Annotated in this window: 20 protein-coding genes; 12 read left to right on the top strand and 8 right to left on the bottom strand. The window is 68.5% G+C overall.

Annotated elements, in window-relative coordinates; genetic code table 11:
* Nucleotide 1: 1 nt before the first annotated feature.
* Nucleotides 2-373, bottom strand: coding sequence for a rhodanese-like domain-containing protein (locus ACFXN1_RS16445; RefSeq protein WP_379393024.1), 372 nt, complete (start codon nt 371-373; stop codon nt 2-4).
* Nucleotides 374-684: 311 nt separating this feature from the next.
* On the opposite strand from ACFXN1_RS16445, the gene ACFXN1_RS16440 reads away from it, so the two are divergent.
* Nucleotides 685-1,296 (top strand): hypothetical protein, encoded by a 612-nt coding sequence (locus ACFXN1_RS16440; RefSeq protein WP_379438079.1) that lies wholly within the window; start codon nt 685-687, stop codon nt 1,294-1,296.
* 94 nt (nt 1,297-1,390) lie between these two features.
* Here the strand turns inward: ACFXN1_RS16440 and msrA are convergent, their stop codons facing one another.
* The gene (gene msrA / locus ACFXN1_RS16435; protein ID WP_379438080.1) at nt 1,391-2,071 is read right to left on the bottom strand and encodes a peptide-methionine (S)-S-oxide reductase MsrA; all 681 of its coding nucleotides are present in this window, start codon (nt 2,069-2,071) and stop codon (nt 1,391-1,393) included.
* Between the two features lie 195 nt (nt 2,072-2,266).
* On the opposite strand from msrA, the gene ACFXN1_RS16430 reads away from it, so the two are divergent.
* The 3 genes from ACFXN1_RS16430 (at nt 2,267) to ACFXN1_RS16420 (ending at nt 4,649) form a co-directional block, all read left to right on the top strand.
* Entirely contained in the window at nt 2,267-2,890 is a 624-nt protein-coding gene (locus tag ACFXN1_RS16430; protein ID WP_364608842.1) for a superoxide dismutase, read from the top strand.
* Between the two features lie 192 nt (nt 2,891-3,082).
* Nucleotides 3,083-3,604 (top strand): peptidase, encoded by a 522-nt coding sequence (locus ACFXN1_RS16425; protein ID WP_379438082.1) that lies wholly within the window; start codon nt 3,083-3,085, stop codon nt 3,602-3,604.
* 295 nt (nt 3,605-3,899) lie between these two features.
* The gene (locus ACFXN1_RS16420) at nt 3,900-4,649 is read left to right on the top strand and encodes a TMEM165/GDT1 family protein (protein ID WP_379393016.1); all 750 of its coding nucleotides are present in this window, start codon (nt 3,900-3,902) and stop codon (nt 4,647-4,649) included.
* Here ACFXN1_RS16420 and ACFXN1_RS16415 read toward each other — a convergent pair.
* Nucleotides 4,590-5,234, bottom strand: a complete 645-nt coding sequence (locus tag ACFXN1_RS16415; RefSeq protein WP_379438083.1) for a TetR/AcrR family transcriptional regulator — start codon at nt 5,232-5,234, stop codon at nt 4,590-4,592. The two genes, ACFXN1_RS16420 and ACFXN1_RS16415, sit on opposite strands and share 60 nt — an antisense overlap.
* Nucleotides 5,235-5,262: 28 nt before the next feature.
* Nucleotides 5,263-6,171: an SDR family NAD(P)-dependent oxidoreductase gene (locus ACFXN1_RS16410; RefSeq protein WP_379393012.1), complete on the bottom strand. Its 909-nt coding sequence runs from the start codon at nt 6,169-6,171 to the stop codon at nt 5,263-5,265.
* 143 nt (nt 6,172-6,314) lie between these two features.
* Here ACFXN1_RS16410 and ACFXN1_RS16405 point away from each other — a divergent pair, with 143 nt between their 5' ends.
* Nucleotides 6,315-7,082 carry an SDR family NAD(P)-dependent oxidoreductase gene (locus ACFXN1_RS16405; protein WP_354847511.1) on the top strand — a complete coding sequence of 256 codons (768 nt, stop codon included), beginning with the start codon at nt 6,315-6,317 and terminating at the stop codon, nt 7,080-7,082.
* 197 nt (nt 7,083-7,279) lie between these two features.
* Here ACFXN1_RS16405 and ACFXN1_RS16400 read toward each other — a convergent pair whose 3' ends face one another.
* From ACFXN1_RS16400 to ACFXN1_RS16390, 3 genes are all read right to left on the bottom strand, one after another.
* On the bottom strand, nt 7,280-7,480 hold the full coding sequence (locus ACFXN1_RS16400; protein ID WP_033085228.1) for a cold-shock protein: 201 nt from the start codon (nt 7,478-7,480) through the stop codon (nt 7,280-7,282).
* Between the two features lie 314 nt (nt 7,481-7,794).
* The gene (htpG, locus tag ACFXN1_RS16395; RefSeq protein ID WP_379463621.1) at nt 7,795-9,750 is read right to left on the bottom strand and encodes a molecular chaperone HtpG; all 1,956 of its coding nucleotides are present in this window, start codon (nt 9,748-9,750) and stop codon (nt 7,795-7,797) included.
* On the bottom strand, nt 9,747-11,393 hold the full coding sequence (locus ACFXN1_RS16390) for a TM0106 family RecB-like putative nuclease (RefSeq protein ID WP_379438086.1): 1,647 nt from the start codon (nt 11,391-11,393) through the stop codon (nt 9,747-9,749). Before ACFXN1_RS16390 ends, htpG begins: the two co-directional genes overlap by 4 nt.
* A 177-nt stretch (nt 11,394-11,570) precedes the next feature.
* On the opposite strand from ACFXN1_RS16390, the gene ACFXN1_RS16385 reads away from it, so the two are divergent.
* The 6 genes from ACFXN1_RS16385 (at nt 11,571) to ACFXN1_RS16360 (ending at nt 15,479) form a co-directional block, all read left to right on the top strand.
* A complete protein-coding gene (locus tag ACFXN1_RS16385; protein WP_379438087.1) occupies nt 11,571-12,209 on the top strand; it encodes a DUF6474 family protein in 639 nt (212 codons plus the stop codon).
* Nucleotides 12,210-12,216: 7 nt separating this feature from the next.
* A complete protein-coding gene (locus ACFXN1_RS16380) occupies nt 12,217-12,717 on the top strand; it encodes a hypothetical protein (RefSeq protein WP_379438089.1) in 501 nt (166 codons plus the stop codon).
* Nucleotides 12,718-12,766: 49 nt separating this feature from the next.
* Nucleotides 12,767-13,423: a YcnI family protein gene (locus tag ACFXN1_RS16375; RefSeq protein ID WP_379438090.1), complete on the top strand. Its 657-nt coding sequence runs from the start codon at nt 12,767-12,769 to the stop codon at nt 13,421-13,423.
* Nucleotides 13,420-13,956 carry a copper resistance protein CopC gene (locus ACFXN1_RS16370; protein WP_379438091.1) on the top strand — a complete coding sequence of 179 codons (537 nt, stop codon included), beginning with the start codon at nt 13,420-13,422 and terminating at the stop codon, nt 13,954-13,956. The genes ACFXN1_RS16375 and ACFXN1_RS16370 overlap by 4 nt, the downstream gene beginning before the upstream one ends.
* The gene (locus ACFXN1_RS16365; RefSeq protein ID WP_379438093.1) at nt 13,953-14,921 is read left to right on the top strand and encodes a copper resistance D family protein; all 969 of its coding nucleotides are present in this window, start codon (nt 13,953-13,955) and stop codon (nt 14,919-14,921) included. The genes ACFXN1_RS16370 and ACFXN1_RS16365 overlap by 4 nt, the downstream gene beginning before the upstream one ends.
* Nucleotides 14,922-15,017: 96 nt before the next feature.
* Nucleotides 15,018-15,479 carry an SRPBCC family protein gene (locus tag ACFXN1_RS16360; RefSeq protein ID WP_379438094.1) on the top strand — a complete coding sequence of 154 codons (462 nt, stop codon included), beginning with the start codon at nt 15,018-15,020 and terminating at the stop codon, nt 15,477-15,479.
* On the opposite strand, the gene ACFXN1_RS16355 is transcribed toward ACFXN1_RS16360, so the two are convergent.
* Nucleotides 15,480-17,720, bottom strand: a complete 2,241-nt coding sequence (locus ACFXN1_RS16355; protein ID WP_379438096.1) for a serine/threonine-protein kinase — start codon at nt 17,718-17,720, stop codon at nt 15,480-15,482.
* A 153-nt stretch (nt 17,721-17,873) separates the two neighbouring features.
* Here ACFXN1_RS16355 and ACFXN1_RS16350 point away from each other — a divergent pair, with 153 nt between their 5' ends.
* Nucleotides 17,874-18,380, top strand: a complete 507-nt coding sequence (locus tag ACFXN1_RS16350) for a nitroreductase/quinone reductase family protein (protein ID WP_364608885.1) — start codon at nt 17,874-17,876, stop codon at nt 18,378-18,380.
* Nucleotide 18,381 lies beyond the last annotated feature (1 nt).

Genomic DNA, 18,381 nt, shown 5'->3' with positions numbered 1-18,381 from the left:
CCTAGTAGATCTTCGCCTCGGGACCGTCACCGGCGAGCGGCCTGCCGATCTGCTGCCAGGCCACCATGCCACCCGAGACCATGACGGCCTCGTAGCCGATCTGGTTCAGGTACTCCACCACCGGTACGGACCGGCCGCCCTGCCGGCAGATCACGTAGATCTCGGCGTCGATGTCGAGTTCGTCGAGCCGGGCGGGCACGTCGGTCATGGGGATGTGGATGGCGCCGGGCGCGCGGCCGAGCTGCCATTCGTCGTCCTCGCGGACGTCGAGGAGCTGGGCGGGCGCGGGCGCGGCCGAACCCCAGCCGTCCGCGGCGTCGAACTCCGCGGGAACCGCGTCGATCGGCACCGTGGGCACGTGGGGGTTCGTCACGGTTCCGATCCTGCCACGCGCGCGCGAGGGCTGTGGAGTTCCGTACCTGCGCAGGGTTGGTTTCGGGAGTTATCCACATAATCCACAACCTGATCCACAGGTTGATAGACGACCGATTCGTCCTGGTCGGCCGATCCGGAAGTCCCCTCCCCGTTCCGGAGCGACCGACCTCGGGCCCCTGTCCCGGAAGGCCCCGTCCAGTCTGACGCCGCAGGTGAGCGCGCGGTTCCTTTCGCACTCGAAAAAAACGACAACACTACCGAATAACGGAAATCCTGGGTCCGGCCAGGCAAGATCGGTAGCCTGGCGCTATGACTGTGAGCAGGGGGCTACTCGACGGCCTGGACATCACCGGACTCAACCGCGCGCTGTCCGAGGCGACATGCCTCGGCATCGACGTCGACACGGCGCGCGCCACACTACGGCTGGAACTCGACGTGCTGACCCTGCCCGAGGACGGTCCCCCGCCGGCGGACTGCGATATCTATCTGACCCTCACCGGGGTCAGCCGGGTCGCCGCCTCGCTACGCCGGCAGCGCTGGGACGACCTCGAGCCTGTTGTGCTCCCGCTCACCCTCGACGGCCTGCACGACGCCGTCCAGAGCTTCGGCGGCGGCGCGCTGCACGGCTGGGACTTCCTCGACCTCTCCGACAGCTCCTGGAGCCAGTGGCGCAAACTGCTGAGCTTCGACACCACGCTGAGCGACACGCCCGCCGCCCACATGATGGAGTTCTCCCAGGAGGAGGGCGTCGACCCGCGCGAACTCGATGTGCGCGTGTGGTTCGAGGGCGCGGAGGTCACCGACAGGCAGGGCAACCCGATCCCGTTGCCGGACTTCATCGCCGGCGGCGTCCGCTGGTGGGAGGCGCACGACGCGGGCGACCCGCGGACCATGCGGCCGGATGTCGTCCCGCCGCTGTAAGGACCGGACACACTCGAGGGGTTCGGGGACCAAGTCCCGGAACCCCTTTCGATGTGGCCTGCCGGCGTGCCTGCGCGATGGTTCGCCGAAGTGCTTACGCGCCGAGCCCGATCGCGCAGCTCACGCCGGTGCCGTGGTCCGGGCAGTAGCCGCCGGGATTCTTGGCCAGGTACTGCTGGTGGTAGCCCTCGGCGTAGAAGAAGGCGGAAAGGTCCGGCAGCGGGGCGATCTCGGTGGTGATCTCGCCGAATCCGGCCGCCGTCAACCGTTCCTGATAGCCGGACCTGGTCGCCTCGGCCACCGCGCGCTGCTCGTCGCCGAGGGTGTAGATCGCCGAACGGTATTGGGTGCCACGGTCGTTGCCCTGCCGGTTGCCCTGCGTCGGATCGTGGTTCTCCCAGAACTGCTTCAGGATCGCGGCGTAGTCGATCACCTGCGGGTCGAAGGCCACCAGCACCGCTTCGGTGTGCCCGGTCCGGCCGGAACACGCCTCCTCGTAGGTGGGGTTCGGGGTGAATCCGCCGGCGTAGCCGACGGCGGTGCTGTACACGCCGTCCAGCTCCCAAAAGCCCTGCTCCGCACCCCAGAAGCAACCCATGGCCAGCACCGCGAGCTGCGTGCCCGCCGGAAACGGAGGTTTGAGGGAATGTCCGCTGACACAGTGCTTGTCCGGTACGACCAGCGGCTCGGAGCGGCCGGGCAAGGCTTGCCCGGCTGTCACCATGATCGGCTCCGGTAGTCGCACCCGCCCGACGAACTCGTCGTACCACGACATGACTCGATGTTACGGGACCCGGCGCGACCGGCGACGATGTTGCGTTCAGGCGAATTCCAAAGGTTGGGAAAGATATACATCGGGTGGAATGTGGGGGCGCGCAGCCCGGTTGGAGACGAGCGGGTGTACGAATGATGGTTGGGTGCGCCTCGGCACCTGCCGAGGGCACACGGCCCCGACACGGAAAGGGACATCGTGGCTGTTTACACGCTGCCAGACCTCGATTACGACTACAGCGCCCTGGAGCCCTTCATCTCCGGGCAGATCAACGAGATCCACCACACCAAGCACCACGCGGCCTACGTCGCGGGTGTCAACGCGGCCCTCGAGAAGCTGGAGGAGGCGCGTGCCAAGGACGACCACGCCGCCATCTTCCTGAACGAGAAGAACCTCGCGTTCCACCTCGGCGGCCACGTCAACCACACCCTCTGGTGGAAGAGCCTGTCCAAGGAAGGCGGCGACAAGCCGGTCGGTGACCTGGCCTCGGCCATCGACGAGGAGTTCGGTTCCTTCGACAAGTTCGTCGCGCAGTTTTCGGCGGCCGCCAACGGCCTGCAGGGCTCCGGCTGGGCCTGGCTCGGCTACGACACCCTGGGCAACAAGCTGCTCACCTTCCAGCTGACCGACCAGCAGGGCAACGTGCCGCTCGGCATCATCCCGCTGCTCGGCCTGGACATGTGGGAGCACGCCTTCTACCTGCAGTACAAGAACGTCAAGGCCGACTATGTGAAGGCGTTCTGGAACGTCGTGAACTGGGCCGAGATTCAGGACCGCTACTCCAAGGCGGTCAACCAGGGCAAGGGTCTGATCTTCGGCTGATGCCCGTCGGGCCCCGGCCCGCTCGTACGCCTGAGGCCCGCGAACCGCGTCGGTTCGCGGGCCTTTCGCATTTGCAGGGTCCGGGTGCTAGCACTCTCTGGTACTTGTGTGCCAGTTCTGTTCGGGTACAACCTGGTGTTCCCAACAGCAGCACCGGGCACAGTCGCCCCCGGGAGGTTCGGGAGGCACATCATGAATGGTCAGGTCGGCGTCATGCCGTTCCATGCGCATGGTTCGCTGCAGGGTTTCGTGATCTCCGGACGCTGGCCGGACTCGACCAAGGAATGGGCGCAATTGCTGGTGCTCGCGGTGCGGGTGGCCGGCCTGCCGGGGTTGTTGCCCACCTCGACGGTGTTCGGGGCGCGCGAGGAACTCCCCGAGGACCCGGATCCCGCGATGGTGGGGCTGGTGATCGCCGAGGGCACGGTGCTGGGGACGGAAGGGTTGCAGCCGGGCATGTTTGCCGGTCATGTGCCACCGGCGCTGATCATGTTGCACCCGCCGCGCGAGACGCGGCCCTCGCTGCCCGAGTGCACGGGCGCGGCCTCGGGGTGCCTGCTGCTGCCGGGGCTGCCGCATCTGGGACTCGAACATCGGGCGGCCTGGGTGGAGACCGACAGCGACGGCACGGTGACCTCGATGGTTTCGCGGGTGGGGGTGGATCCGATCGGTGATCCCGACACCGCGATTCTGGCCATGCTGCTGGCCGCGTAAGGGTAACCGAAACCTTTCGGCAGCATCGCCAAACTTATTGTGCGCATTGCGATTTGGGTAACGGCCATTTGCCCGCGCCGGGTTTGCCGGAGTAGCATGGCGGCCGAGCGAAGGGGAGTAGCCCCCAATCACGCCGTCGACATACTGATCCTCCCGGATCCGGCGCGTGAACCGGATCTTCTCCGGTGGGCGAGACCTTCGGCCGACGAGAAACCAAACCGATTGACCGGTGCGGTGTCGGCTGAAGCGCCCCCGCATTTCAGCCGACAGGCCGGAGACCTGGGAGCTGACCTTCATGATCGCCACGATATTGCTGAGTTTCGGCGTGCTGTTCCTCGCCGAACTGGGCGATAAATCGCAACTCATGGCCCTGACCTTCGCGCTGCGCTACCACTGGTGGGTGGTGCTGTCGGGCATCACCGTCGCCAGCGTGCTGGTGAATCTGATCGCCGTCGGTGTCGGCCACTTCCTGGGCGCGGCGCTGCCGACCGGAGTCATTTCCCTGTGTGCCGCAGCAACTCTCATCGCGGTCGGCCTGTGGACCCTGCGCGAGACGCTGCCGTCGAACTCCGGCGAGGACGAGGGAGAGATCGCGCCGCAGCCGAAGTCGCGCTCGGCGTTCCTGGTGGTGCTGTCGGCCTTCCTGCTGGCCGAGCTCGGTGACCGCACCATGTTCGCCACCATGGCCCTGGCCACCAAGAACGGCTGGGTCGCGGTGTGGATCGGGTCGGTCGCGGGCATGGTGGCCGCGGGCGCGCTCGCCATCCTGATCGGCGTGACCGTCGGCAAGCACATTCCGGAGCGGTTCATCGCCGGCTGCTCGGGCCTGCTGTTCCTCTACTTCGGTGCGCTGACCCTGCTGGAGGCCTTCGCACACGGCCTGGGCACCCCGGCCATCGCGGTGCTGTCGCTGGCCCTGCCGGCGCTCGCCGGCGGCGCGCTGTGGCTGCTGCACCGCCGGGCTGCGACCGTCGTCCCGGCGAGCTCAGTCACCGAGCACGGTATTGCCGAACAGGTCCCCGCTGCGCCGCACGAGGTCCAGTAGCGGTTCCCGCAACTCCCGCAGCCCGTCCAGGTCGCCCACCGCGACCCGGGCGGTGACCATGGCGCTCAGGGCCGCGACCAGGGTCTGACAGGCGAAGCGCTGCTCCTCGGTGTCCGCGCCGAGCACATCGGCGACCATCGCCACGAAGGTCTCCTGCAGCTGGGTGCGGCGCGCGATGGCCTCGGGGCCGACGGCGTAGACCTCGACGAGAAACAAACGGGCATAAGCGGGTTGGCCCGCGAGCGCATCCAGGTACGCGCCGAGCACGCGTTCGATGCGCTCGGTGCGGGTCTCGCCGTCGAATTCCGAGCCGGTGGCGGTCAGGATGCCGGTCAGCATGAGTTCGGCGGCGCGCTCGTAGGCGGCCTCGAAACAGTCCTCCTTGGAACGGAATTGCTCGTAGAAGGTCTCGCGGGAGACGCCGGCCCGCTTGATCACCGCGGCGACCGGCGTTCCGACATAACCGTTCTCGGCCATCGCCTCGGCCAGGGCGAGCAGGATGCGGTCGCGCTGGGCGGCCACCACGGTTTCGCGGGGCAGGCCGTGGCGGCCGCGGGGCAGTTGGCGGGTTGCCGATTCGGGCATGTGCAGGACTCCGTTGGCCTCGAGCGATTCAGGCGAGCTTTCTCATTCTGCTGGGGCGAGCCGGTTGATCGGTGGTGAAATCCGCCGGTTCGGTGCGGGCGATCTCGAGTCCGCCGGCCACGCCCCCGCGTAGTGAATAGTCCACCAGGCGCTGGGCGAGCGGACGACACCACAGCACCATGCTCACCCAGTACGGCGAGACGATGCGACGGGAACGGCGGGCCAGGGCGCGTTCACAGGCGTCGATGGCCGGGCCCAGGGGGGCGATGCCGGAGACGGTGGAGCGGCCCAGAATGCTGCGCGCGGCCTCGGTGCCGAAACCGCGGCTGGTCATCTCGGTGTCGAGTTCGGCGAAGTAGGCCATGCCGACCCGGGCGCCGGTGTGGCGCAATTCGATCCGCAGGGTGTCGCCGAGCGCCTCGACCGCGGCCTTGGAGGCGCTGTAGGCGCCAGCCAGGGGCAGGTGGATGGCCGCGGCGAGCGAGGAGATGAGCAGGACGTAGCCGCCGGGGTGCGCGAGGTGGGGTCCGGCGGCGCGCAGCGTGTAGTAGGCGCCGAGCACATTGACCGTGAGGGTCTCCTCGAGCACGCCGGGGTCGCCGTCGAGCAGGGACAGTTGCCGGGCGATCCCGGCATTGCACACCACCGCGTCCAGGCCGCCCAGTTCGGCGGTGAGCGAGTTGACGACCCGCTCCACCTGCGCCGGGTCACCGACGTCGCAGTAGCGCCAGGGCGCGTCCCCGCATTCGGCCGCGACCTGGGCCAGCAGTGACTCCTCGATGCCGAGCAGGGCCACGTGCGCCCCGTGCACGTGCAGCTGGCGGGCCAGGGCGGCCCCGATGCCCCGGGCCGCGCCGGTGATCAGGATGCGTTTGCCGGCCACTCGCGGGGCCGGACGGCGGAATCCACGGCGAAGACCGGCCGTGCTGACGTTCATGTCTGCGAAACTACCACTTATACGAACACCTGTGTTCGCAAATCTTGCGAGCCTCTTGCGTAAGCGTGCACACAGCCCGGCTATGGTGCCTATTGACGGAGGGCCAGTGAGAGGGCCGTCCACAGTCGAGAGGACCAATCACCGTGGAGATTTCGGGCTCCGCCGCCATTGTCACCGGAGGTGCGTCCGGGCTGGGCGCCGCCACCGCCAAGCGCTTCGCCGACGCGGGCGCGACCGTGTTCGGCCTGGATCTGGCTCAGTCCATCGAGCGCGCGGGCGACAGCGTCCCCGCCGGTGTCACCCTCATCCCGACCGACGTCACCAGCGGTGACGAGGTGGCCGCCGCGGTCGCCACGGTCGTGGAATCCGGTGTGCCGCTGCGCATTGTCGTCAACTGCGCCGGTGTGGGCTGGGCGGGACGCATCCTGTCCAAGAACGGCCCGCACGACCTGGAGCTGTTCCGCACGGTGATCACCGTGAACCTGCTCGGCTCCTTCAACGTGATGCGCCTGGCCGCCGACGCCATCGCCAAGACCGACCCGGTCGACGAGTACGGCTCGCGCGGCGTGATCATCAACACCGCCTCGGTCGCGGCCTTCGAGGGCCAGATCGGCCAGATCGCCTACTCCGCCTCCAAGGGCGGCGTCGCCGGCATGACCGTCCCGGCCGCGCGTGACCTGGCGCAGTTCGGCATCCGCGTCAACACCATCGCCCCCGGCATCATCGACACCCCGATGCTGGCCGGTGTCACCGAGGAGTACCGCAAGGGCCTCGAGTCGGGCGTGCCGTTCCCGTCCCGCCTGGGCCGCCCGGACGAGTACGCGCAGCTCGCGCAGTACATCACCGAGCACGACTACCTGAACGGCGAGACCATCCGCATGGATGGCGCGCTCCGCATGGCGCCGCGCTAATCGCGTGAACGAGCAAGGCCCCGCACCGAATTCGGTGCGGGGCCTTGCTGTTTGTTATCTCAACCGCGACAACTGATCTCGTAAGGGTCCGGGTAACTCACCGGGTACCCCCGAAATCGGTTCGGCACCTGACCGCCGGCACGCGTGCTCGGCCGTCGACGGCACTCAGCCGTGCGCTGAAGTCGCGGGGAGGCGGATCAGTGCGGGCGGACGGCCGCGGCCTGGGGGCCCTTCTTGCCCTCGGTGATCTCGAAGGAGACCGCCTGGCCCTCCTCGAGCTGGCGGTAGCCGTTGCCCTCGATCTCCGAGTAGTGGACGAAAACGTCGGGGCCGTCTTCGCGGGCGATGAAGCCGTAGCCCTTCTCCGCGTTGAACCACTTGACGGTGCCCTGAACCATTACCTTCTCCTGACGAGGTGTTTCTTTTAGTGCGTGGGTACCGCGGCCGCGATACCCGGGGTCGATCAGAAGGCGGCTTGCAACTTGCCTGGCAAGGTGAAGCGACGCCCGCACACTGTTCCGCGCGAGCATGTTGAACACGAACACGAAAACTTACGACCAAGACGTACAACGTACGCGTTCGCGGCTAGTTCCCGAAATCACCGGGAGATGCGGATCGTCACACTTGCCACAAACCGGGCATGACCAATTCCCGCTTGCTATAGGTCGGGCTCCTGCGGAAACACCGCAGGAGCCCGATTCGTGAACGACCCTCAGAGCGTGCGGGTCAGGCGGTCGGCGAGGATGCGGGCGAAGTGCGCCGGATCCTTCAGCTCGCCGCCCTCGGCGAGAACCGCTGTGCCGTAGAGCAATTCGGCGGTCTCGGTGAGCTCCACCGGCTTCTCGTCCGCACCGGACACCGCCGCGTACGCCTCACGCAGACCCGTGACCAGCGGATGCGCCGGATTCAGCTCGAGGATGCGCTTGCTGTGCGGCAGCTCCTGCCCGGAGGCGCGGTACATGCGCTCCAGCATCGGGGTGAAATCGAACACATCACCCACGATGCAGGCCGCGGAGGTGGTGAGCCGGTTGGTCAGGCGCACCTCCTTCACGTCCGCGTCCAGCGTCTGCTGCAGCCAGCCGAGAATGTCGGCGAAGTCCTTCTCCTGCTGCTCGCGCAGCTGCTCGGAGGCCTTCTTCTCGTCCTCGGTCTCCAGATCGACCTCGCCCTTGGCGATGGAGACGATGGGCTTGCCTTCGAACTCGGTGACCGAGCCGACCCACATCTCGTCGACCGGATCGGTCAGCACCAGCACCTCGAGGCCCTTGGCCCGGAAGGCCTCCATGTGCGGGGAGTTCTCGATCTGCCGGCGGGTCTCGCCGGTCATGTAGTAGATGGCCGACTGGGTCTCCGGCATGCGCTCGACGTACTGCGCCAGCGAGGTCAGCTCGCTGTCCGAATGCGTGGACGCGAAAGACGAGACGCCCAGGATGGTTTCGCGATTGTCGTGGTCGGAGAGCAGGCCCTCCCTGAGCACCCGGCCGAACTCGCGCCAGAAGTCCTGGTACTTGGCCTGGTCCTCGGCGTTCTTCAGGTCCTTGACCGTGGACAGCACCTTCTTCACCAGGCGCTTGCGGATCATCTGGATCTGCCGGTCCTGCTGCAGGATCTCGCGGGACACATTGAGCGACAGGTCCTGCGCGTCCACCACGCCCTTGACGAAGCGCAGATACTCCGGCATCAGCTCTTCGCAGTTGTCCATGATGAACACCCGGCGCACATAGAGCTGCACGCCGCGCTTGTGCTCGCGGGTGAACAGATCGAACGGCGCGTGCGAGGGAATGAACAGCAGCGCTTGGTATTCGAAGGTGCCCTCGGCCCGCATCGGAATGATCTCGAGCGGATCGTCCCAGGCGTGCGCGACGTGCTTGTAGAACTCCGTGTACTCCTCGTCGGAGACCTCGCTGCGCGGGCGGGTCCACAGCGCCTTCTGGGAGTTCAGGGTCTGGGTCTCGACCAGGGTCTTCTCGGTCTTGTCCTCGCCCTCGCCGTCGAGCACGGTGCGCTCGACATCCATGCGGATGGGCCAGGCGATGAAATCCGAGTACTTCTTGACGATCTCGCGGAGCTTCCACTCCTGCGTGTAGTCGAAGAGGTGATCGTCCTCGTCGGCCGGCTTCAGGTGCAGCGACACCGTGGTGCCCTGCGGGGCGTCGTCCAGTTCCTCGATCGAGTAGGTGGAGCTGCCCGCCGCGGATTCCCAACGGGTGCCGGTGTTCTCGCCCGCCTTGCGGGTGGTCAGGGTGACCTTGTCGGCCACCATGAAGGTCGAGTAGAAGCCGATGCCGAACTGGCCGATCAGCTCCTCGGCCTGCTGGTCACCGGCCTTGGCCTCCAGCAGCTGCTTGCGCAGCTGCGCGGTGCCGGACTTGGCGAGGGTGCCGATCAGGTCCACGACCTCGGCGCGGGACATGCCGATGCCGTTGTCGCGGACGGTCAGCACGCGATTGTCGCGATCGACCTCGAGCTCGATGTGCAGGTCGGAGGTGTCGGCGTGCAGGTCCTTGTCGCGGAAGGTCTCCAGGCGCAGCTTGTCCAGTGCGTCGGAGGCATTGGAGACCAGCTCCCGCAGAAAGGTGTCCTTGTTCGAATACACCGAGTGGATCATCAGCTCCAGCAGCTGATGGGTCTCGGCCTGAAACTCCAGGTGTTCGACGTGTTCGGTCACGACGCGATATTACGTCGGGCGAAGTCGGCGATGGCCGGAACCTCGCTGTCGGCCCGGTCGGTCATCCAGTCCCGCAGCACCTTGGTGGCCTGGACGTCGTCCTCGTTGTATTCCAGGATGCGGGTGCGCTGAGACAGGTCCGGCTCGCCCTCGTACCCGACGGCCAAGCGGTACCAGGCCATCGACGCCTCTCCCCCGGCCTCGGCGTCGCGCCAGTGGAAGCCCGCGACCGGCGCGATCTTCTTGAGCCCCTTGCCGTTCGGGCAGATGAACTGCTCGGACACGGCCTGGAACATGTCCACCCACTGCGGGCCGTCCACGAACCGCTGCACCTCGCGCTCGGTGGGGATGCCCGGGCGGCCGGCGAAGCGGCGGGCCGACTCGTAGAGCCACTTGTCCTCGGCGGTGCGCGAATAGCAGTAGGCGGCAAAGGATTTGCCATCCGCGGCGGCCTGGGCGCGCACCTCCATGAGCCAGGTCCAGAACTCGGCGAAGGAGCGGCCCTCGTCCTCGGTGGGCAGCGGGTCCCAGGTGACGAACGGGCGGTACACGCCGTCCAGCAGGGTGCCCCACAGGTAGGCGCCGTGCTCCTGGAAGCTCTCCAGGTCCACATCCACCTCGACGTCGGCGCGGGTGACCCGCACCCGGTCGACCCGGCGGACCAGGGGCGCGCCGGTGGCCCAGGCGCGGGCGGTGACCACCGCCTCGGTGAACGGCTCGTACTGCCAGTCGTCGGGATCGTCGCCGCTCCAGGACGCCAGATCGTCGATGGTCTCGACGCCGTGGCGGCGCAGCACCTCCGCGCGCGAGCCCGGCGCCACCAGGCTCACATCGCGGTGCTCGGACAGCCACTGCTCACAGCCGCGCCCGCCCTCCTCGGGCGACCGGCTCCACCAGGGGCACTGGCGGCACTCGGGGACTTTCGAAGGGACGGTGGGGAGTTCGCCGCGCACCACCGCGATGCGGTCGGCGTAGCGGATGTCGTAATCGGCCAGGACGGGGCCCAGGTCGTGGACCAGGACGCGGTCGAAGTGGTAGCCGATGGCGCCGCCGACCAGGGCCGGGCTGGCCAGCCCGTGCCGCTGCAGCATGCGGTAGAGGTGCGCGAGGCGCTGCAGGTCCCGCGGTTGCGGCCGGGTACGGACATGCCGGTCCGGCTGCGGATTCCATTGGTACAGATCGCTGGTCGTCGGGTGGTAGTCGGCCGGGTCCGGCTGCCGCGGATCGGTCACCTTGTGGTTCACCACGATGACCGGGATGTATCCGCCGCGATCGCCGTCGCGCCACAGGATTTCGCAGCCGCCGCGGCGGCCGGTGTCGGGCTCCTGCGGCAGCAACGCGCCCCAGATCCGGTCCGCCCCCGCCGCCATGGCGGCCATGGTGGCCGCGGCCCGCTGCGGCGCGGGCTGCTTCGGATCGATGACCGTCCAGATGCCGGGCGCCGCGGCGACCAGCGTGTCCCGCACGTGAGATCGGTGCGCCGCGGCGGCTTCTCGTCGCTGCTGCACGCCCGCGTCCTCGGCGACCCCGGTCAACACGCCCGGATTGATCGCGTCCAGATGCAGCCGGTGCCGACAGCCGATCAGCGCACGCGCATCCAGGAATGCCGCACGCTCACCATGGTCACCGATGCCCGAATACACGCCAGTCAGTATGGCCTCAACCCCCGACATCCCTACGAACTGGCACCGAAACCCCAAGGCGCTCGCTGCGCGGCGAACCCACCCGTTAGGGTGATTCGCAAACTGTGTTTCATGGGCGGACAGGCATTTCCCCCGGCCCTGTGCTGCCATGGCGAACCAGCATGACGGAGGCCATCAATGGGGTTGTTCGGCAAGCGCAAGAAGCGGGTCAGCCGCCGGGCCGAGGCGAAAGCCCTCAAACACAAGGCCGGCATGGAGGCCAAGCTCGGCGCGCGCAACGAGCGCAAGAAGAACCGGGCGGAAGCGCGCACGCACAAGCAGGTCGCCAAGGCGGAGATCGCCAAGCTGCAGGCCGAGGAGAAGGCCGCGCAGAAGATCGCCGCCCGGGCCGAACGGGATCCGTTCAGCGCGGCCTCGATCCGCAAGTACCTGGGCGTGGCCCGGGTGCTGGTGCCGGTGCTGGCCCCGCTCGCCTACCGCGGCGCGACCTTCGTGCGCGGGCAGCTCGACACCCGCCGCGCCCAGCAGCTGGGCATCGGGCTCGATCAGCTGAGCGAGTTCTCCGGCCCGGGCGCGAAGCTGCAGTCGCGCATCGCGGGCGTGGAGTCCACGCTGTCGGAGATCGAGTCCAAGAACTCCGACACCGAGACCAAGAAGTTCGTGACCGCCAGCCGCGATCGGCTCGACAGCCTGACCGCGGCCGTCCGCACCGCCGCCCAGATGCCGGTGCCGCGCCGCCGCGCCGTGCACGCCTCCATCTCCAACGAGCTCTCCGGCATCGAGGCCGATGTGCTCGCCCGCCTCGGCGTGAACTGAGACACCCATGAGCCCGATGCGCGGTGGACTGGCAGGCGTCGCCATGGCGGCCCTGGCGGTCGGCGCGCACGGGTTCGCGGGCGGCGGCTACCCCGGCTCCTCCGGGCTCATGCTGCTGATGCTGGCAGCGGCCGCCATCGGCGCGCTCGCCGCCGCGCTGCGGCCCCCCGCCGCGCTGCCGATCCTCATGGTGGCCGGCCAGCCCGTCTGCCACCTCGCCCTCGGCGGCCTCGTGCAGCACGGGCATGCCGCAGGGGCAATGGAATTCACCGCGCACGGGCCGATGCTGCTGGCACACGCGGTGGCGGCGGCCGGCTGCGCGATCCTGATCCTGGCCGCCGAGCGGCTCTACGGGCTGATCTCGAGCGCCGTCCGGGTGATCCTCACCCGGCCCGGCAGACGTCCGGCGCGGGCCGCGCAGTCGCGCCGCCCGCGATCGGTCCCGACCCCGAAAACCCTTCTCGCCCTGGGCGCGAGCGGACCGCGCGCGCCACCGGTTACGGCGTAACCCCCGTTCCTATCTACCCGTAACCATTGTCAGAGAAGGCAATACAGTCATGCACACCTCCCTTTCGCGCACCCTCGTCACGTCGGTGGCCGCTGCCGGCCTGCTGCTGTCCGGCGCGGGCATCGCCGCCGCACACGTGGTCGTGGACGCCCCCGGTGCCGGCCAGGGCGGCTACGCCGTCGCCACCTTCCGGGTGCCGACCGAGTCCGACACCGCCTCCACCACCAAACTCACCGTGACGCTGCCGAATCTGAAGAGCGCACGCACCGAGCCCATCGCGGGCTGGACCGCCAAGGTCGACAAGAACGCCCAGGGCGAGGCCGTGGCGGTCACCTGGACCGCCGACCCGGGCAACCCGGGCGTCGCCCCGGGCCAGTTCCAGCGTTTCGCGCTCTCCGTGGGCCCGCTGCCCAAGCAGGAGAAGGTCAGCTTCAACACGTCCCAGACCTACAGCGACGGCAAGGTCGTCGACTGGAACCAGCCCATGAATGCCGACGGCAGCGAGCCCGATCACCCGGCCCCCAGCCTCACCCTGGCCAAGAGCACGGGCGGCGATGACGACGCCCCGGCCGCCACGGATGCCGCCGCGAGCGACAAGAGCAGCAGCGACAACACCGCCCGCTGGCTCGGCGGCGTCGGCCTGGCGCTGGGCGCGCTGGGCGCGGCCCTCGGCCTGGGCAGCGTCATCCGGGGACGGCGGTCGTGAACCGCAAGCTGCTGGCCGGGCTGATCACCGGCCTGCTGGTCACCGGATTCGCACTGCTGGGCGGCGGTGTCGCCGACGCGCACTCCACCCCCGTCTCCTCCAGTCCGGACAACGGTGCGCAGATCGACACCTCACCGGCGTCGGTGAGCATCACCTTCAACGAGAACCTGCAGACGGCCTACCCGTCCATGACGGTCACCGGGCCGGACCACAACCTGTGGTCGAAGGGGCAGCCCAAGGTGGAGGGACCGACCATCAGCATCGAGGTCGGTGAACTGGGACCGACCGGCGAATACACGATCGCGTACCGGGTCACCTCCGCGGACGGGCACCCCGTCAGTGGCAAGCGGACGTTCACACTGACCAAGCCCGGCAATGGAACTCCGGGCCCCAGGGCCGACAGTGCCGCCAAGTCCGGCGGCTCCGACGGCGGCGGGGTGCCACTGTGGATCTTCATCGTGGGCGCGGTGGTGCTGTTCGGCGGCGGCCTGGCCGTCGCCCTGTTCGGCGGACGGGGCAAGCAGCGCAGGTGAATCGGACCGACCGCACCGATCGTCGCAGGGAGCGCGGGACGACCGGCGGTGGCAGCTCACCGAGATGGCTGCTGGCGCTGGTCATCCCGATCGCCCTGGCCGGTGCGGCCCTGGCCTGTGCGCTGGCCGCCGCCGAACCCGTGCAGGCCGAGGCCCCGGTCCGGGTCCTCGCCGACTGCGCGGGGGCTACGGTGCTGGGCCTGGCCACGCTGCCGCGGCTCTCGGACCGGCTGACTCCGCAGTGGCGGCCGATCACCGTGCTCGCCGCGCTCTGGGCGGCAATGGAATTCGCCATGCTCGCGCTGGAAGCCGCGGAGGTCCAGGGCATTACGGCGCGGCAGCTGAGCGCCGCGCAGTTCGGCGACTACCTCGCGCACGTGAGCGGCGGGCAGATCGGTATCGCGCTGCTGATCGGCAGCGGCACGGTGGCGATCTACAGCGCCTTCGGATTCCGGCGGCCCGACCGGGCCACCGGCGATCTGGTGCTGGTGTTCACCACCGTCACGCTGGCATTGCGGCCGATCACCGGGCACATGTCGCAGCAGCCGCTCGGTTCGGTGCTGGCGGCGCTGCACGCGCTCGCGGCCGGCGCCTGGTTCGGCCTGCTGCTGGCGCTGGCGCTGACCGTGCGCACCCGGGGCGAGTGGGCGGTGCTGCTGCCGCGGTACTCGGCGTGGGCGATGCCGCTGGTGGTGACGGTGATGGTGACCGGGGTGATCAACGGGCTGGTGCGGATCGGCGGGGTGAGCCCGCTGGTCACCAGCGGGTACGGGCGGATCCTGCTGGCGAAGACGGTGCTGCTGGCGGTGCTGCTCGGGCTGGGTTGGTGGTGGCGGCGCAGCTGGGTGCCGAAGGTCGCCGATCACCGCATGACCGCGGACGACTCGCTGCGGCGCGCGATTGCCGAAGTGCTGGTGATGGCGCTAGTGTTCGGGCTGGCCGGTACGCTGGCCGTCACCGCGTGAGGTGGTCCGCGGTTCTCGAATTCGGGTGCGCCGGTTCATAGATGGCATGCATCACAAGACCTGCGGGGAAAACTAGAACACGTTACAGTTGCGCCCATGACCGAAGTCAAGATCGTCGCGGACTGCGCCGCCTCGGCCGAATCGGCCTTCGCCTACGTCAACGATTACCGGCACCTGCCGAAATTCATCAATGAGATCAGTGCCTTCACCCCGCTGACCGACCAGATCGAAGGCGTGGACGCCACCTTCGACGGCACCATTCAGCTGGGCCCGATCACCCTGCACTCCACCATCAAGATCGTCCGGCACGAACCCGGCTCCGCCATTGCGGTGAAGTCCATCAAGGGCTTCGAGATCGAATCCACCTTCCTCTTCCACGACAAGGGCGAGGAATCCTGCACCATCGACGCCATCGTCGACTACCGGGTCCCCGGCGGCATCGCGGGCAAGATCCTCGGCAAGACCATCGAGCCGTTCGTGAAGCTCGCGGTGAGGAGCTCCACCCACAATCTGGTCACCCAGGTCGCCGCGTTCCACACCACCCGCACGTCCGCCTAGTCACCCGGGGTCGCCAGAGCCGCCGACCCCCGCGAAGGCCCGCAGATCGGCCTCGGTCCGGCGGAACAGCCAGTAGTCGCCCAGGAACCCGAGGACACCCACCGCGCACAGCGCGTAGATGGAGATCAGCTCCAGCGAAACCTCTTCGGCGGTCAGGAACGTCAGACTCGCGATCACTCCGATCAACGGAATCGCCACCGCCACCGCGAGATACCGGGTGCAGCGACGACTCAGGGCGCGCAGGGCATCGTGATCCCGCGCCGTCTCACCGTGGGTGAGCAGCCGCGGATAGAAACAGCGCACCACGAAGAACGTCACCACGAAGAACGGGTACGCGACCGCGATCGCACCCGAAACCAGCATCGTCGCAACCAGATTCACAATGCGCCCCGGCGGCAGGCCGGTGTACACGACCAGCGCGATGGCCGTGATCGCGGCCGACACCACCCACCAGCTGAAGGCCAGCAGCGCCACCCGGTCGCCGTCGATCAGGGTGTCGCGCCGCGCCCGGGCCAGGGTCTCCGGATCGTAGGTCCGGCCCCGCCGCAGTCCGCGCCACACGATGAACGCCCGGCGGCACATGTAATTGGTGAGCGCGATGGCGGCCGGCGTGGTGACCAGGAACAGCAAATTGCCCACCAACCGCAGCCGCGCCTGCTCCCCCGCCGAGAACCAGAGCGCGAACAGCGGATGATTGTGCAGATTGGCGTAGGCGATGCCGAGCCCGTCACCGAACATGCTCGCCGCCGTGATCAGCGCGACCAGCGACCACGGGCCGACCCGGGACCGCCAGCTGCTCGCCGGCGGATCCACCAGATCCCGGGCCCGCTGATCCAGGCACAGGTCCAGCTGCTGGGCCAGCGCCGCACCCGTGGCCCAGCGGTCCTCGCGATCGGGGGCCAGGCATTTGAGCAGCACCCGCCGCAGCGTGGCCGGGCAGTCCGGCGGCAGGTCGTCGAGGCGGGCGGGCTCGATCTCGTGGCGGCGCAGCCGGAGCATGCGTTCGAGCGAGGATTCCGAATCGCCCGCGCGGGCTTCGTCGTCGAAGGGGCGGCGGCCGGTGAGCAGCTCCCACAGCACCACCCCCAGCGCGTAGATGTCGCTGCGGCCGTCCAGATCCGCGGCGGTCTCGGGCAGCTGCGGGTGACAGGCCGCCAGCTGCTCGGGCGACATGTACGCCAGCGAGCCGCCGAAGTAGGCCAGCGGGCTGGTCCCCGCCACATGCGCGCTGAAACTGATATTGAAATCCGCCAGTTTCGGGCTGCCATCGGCGGTGAGCAGCACATTGGCGGGCTTGATATCGCGGTGCAGCACCCCGTTCCGGGCCGCGTGGTCGAGTGCGCGCGCCAACCGGCTGCCCAGCCAGGCAACGGTTTCCGGCCAGCTGCGCTCCGGCATCGCTGCGCGCGTCGGTGATTCGCCGGGCACCAGGCCGCCCCGGTCCCGCATGGCCGCGTCCACTGCCTCCAGCAGCAGCCCGCCGTCCCGATCCGCCGGCTCGCGAGAACGCACCAGTGCCAGCACCTTCGACAGCGTGCCGCCCGGAAGATATTGCATGTACAGCAGTTTCAGCTCCCGGTCGCCGAGCAGCCGCTGGTCGAAGACGCGCACGATGTGCTCGTGATCCAGCCGCGCCAGGGTCTCGGATTCGGTGCCGTGGTTCTGCGAGACCTTCACCGCCACCAGCCGCTGCATGGACCGCTGCCGGGCCAGGAAGACCCGGGCGAAGGCGCCGCTGCCCAGCTCCACCAGCAGATCGAAATCGTCCAGCCGATCGCCGACCTCGATGCCCTCCAGGGCGTGCTGCGCCTGCGGCCGGGCGATCAGGGTGCTGCGGTAGTCGTGCTCGGCCCATTCGGTGGCGGCGACCTCGGTCGGATGGCAGCCGCCATCCACCGCCGCACCGTGACCATTCCCGTGCAGCCCGGAGCGCCGCAGCGCGTGGAACTCCTCGTAGGCCAGATCGGGTGGCAGTGGACCGGAACGCAATTCGTCGAACTCGGCCCGGTAGTCGGCCAGGCGCTTGGGGAAGTCGTAGCGGATCCAGCGGTATTCCAGGTCCACCTTGATCAGTTCGATCAGCACCAGGCGGCGCAGGTGCGGCGTGCGCGGCAGGAATTCGGCCAGGCGGGGTGGCGCCGCGGCCGCCTCCCAGGCGGCCTGGAATCCGGCGAGCACGGACGCCAGCAGGGAGCGGGTCTCGTCGACAGCACCCGAGTCGATCGCCTGTTCTACGTTCATGCCTCTCCCGACCTGGACCCATCGGGTGCCGCCAGTATGCGCCCGAGAATCCGACTGCACGGTTGATTAACTCTTGTGGATAGATCGTTCGGCAGCCGCAGAGCGCATCGCGACGACACAACACCGCCGGTCACGGGCCACTAGAGTCGCGGTATGAGTGAGCAGTTTCCCGAGCGGATCTGGGGTTCCCGCACCAATCTGCTGTCCCGCCTCGCCAGTCCGTTCGCCGCCACCAAGGTCGGGTCGCTGGTCATCCGCAAACTGACGCCGCTGGATCGCAAGGTGCTCGAACGCACCGGCGGCAAGTACACCGTGCTCGGCCCGATCGGCGCGCCCGTCATCCTGCTCACCACCGTCGGCCGCAAATCCGGGCAGCCGCGCACCACTCCCCTGCTCTACGTGCACGAGGGCGACACGCTCTACGTGATCGGATCCAACTTCGGCCAGTCCCACCACCCGGCGTGGACCGCCAACCTGCTCGCCAGTCCGGCCGCCGAGGTCGCCATCGCCGGGCAGCACATTCCGGTCACCGCCACCCTGGTCACCGACGAGGACCGCCAGCAGGCGGTCTTCGAACGCTTCGAGGAGACCACGCAGGCGTACACCGCCTACCGCAATCGCACCGCTCGTGACTTGCGCATTTTCGCCCTGACAAGATAGT

It is taken from the genome of Nocardia sp. NPDC059154, assembly GCF_042755705.1.
Taxonomy (GTDB): domain Bacteria; phylum Actinomycetota; class Actinomycetes; order Mycobacteriales; family Mycobacteriaceae; genus Nocardia.
This window is presented reverse-complemented; position numbering and strand designations above follow the sequence as displayed.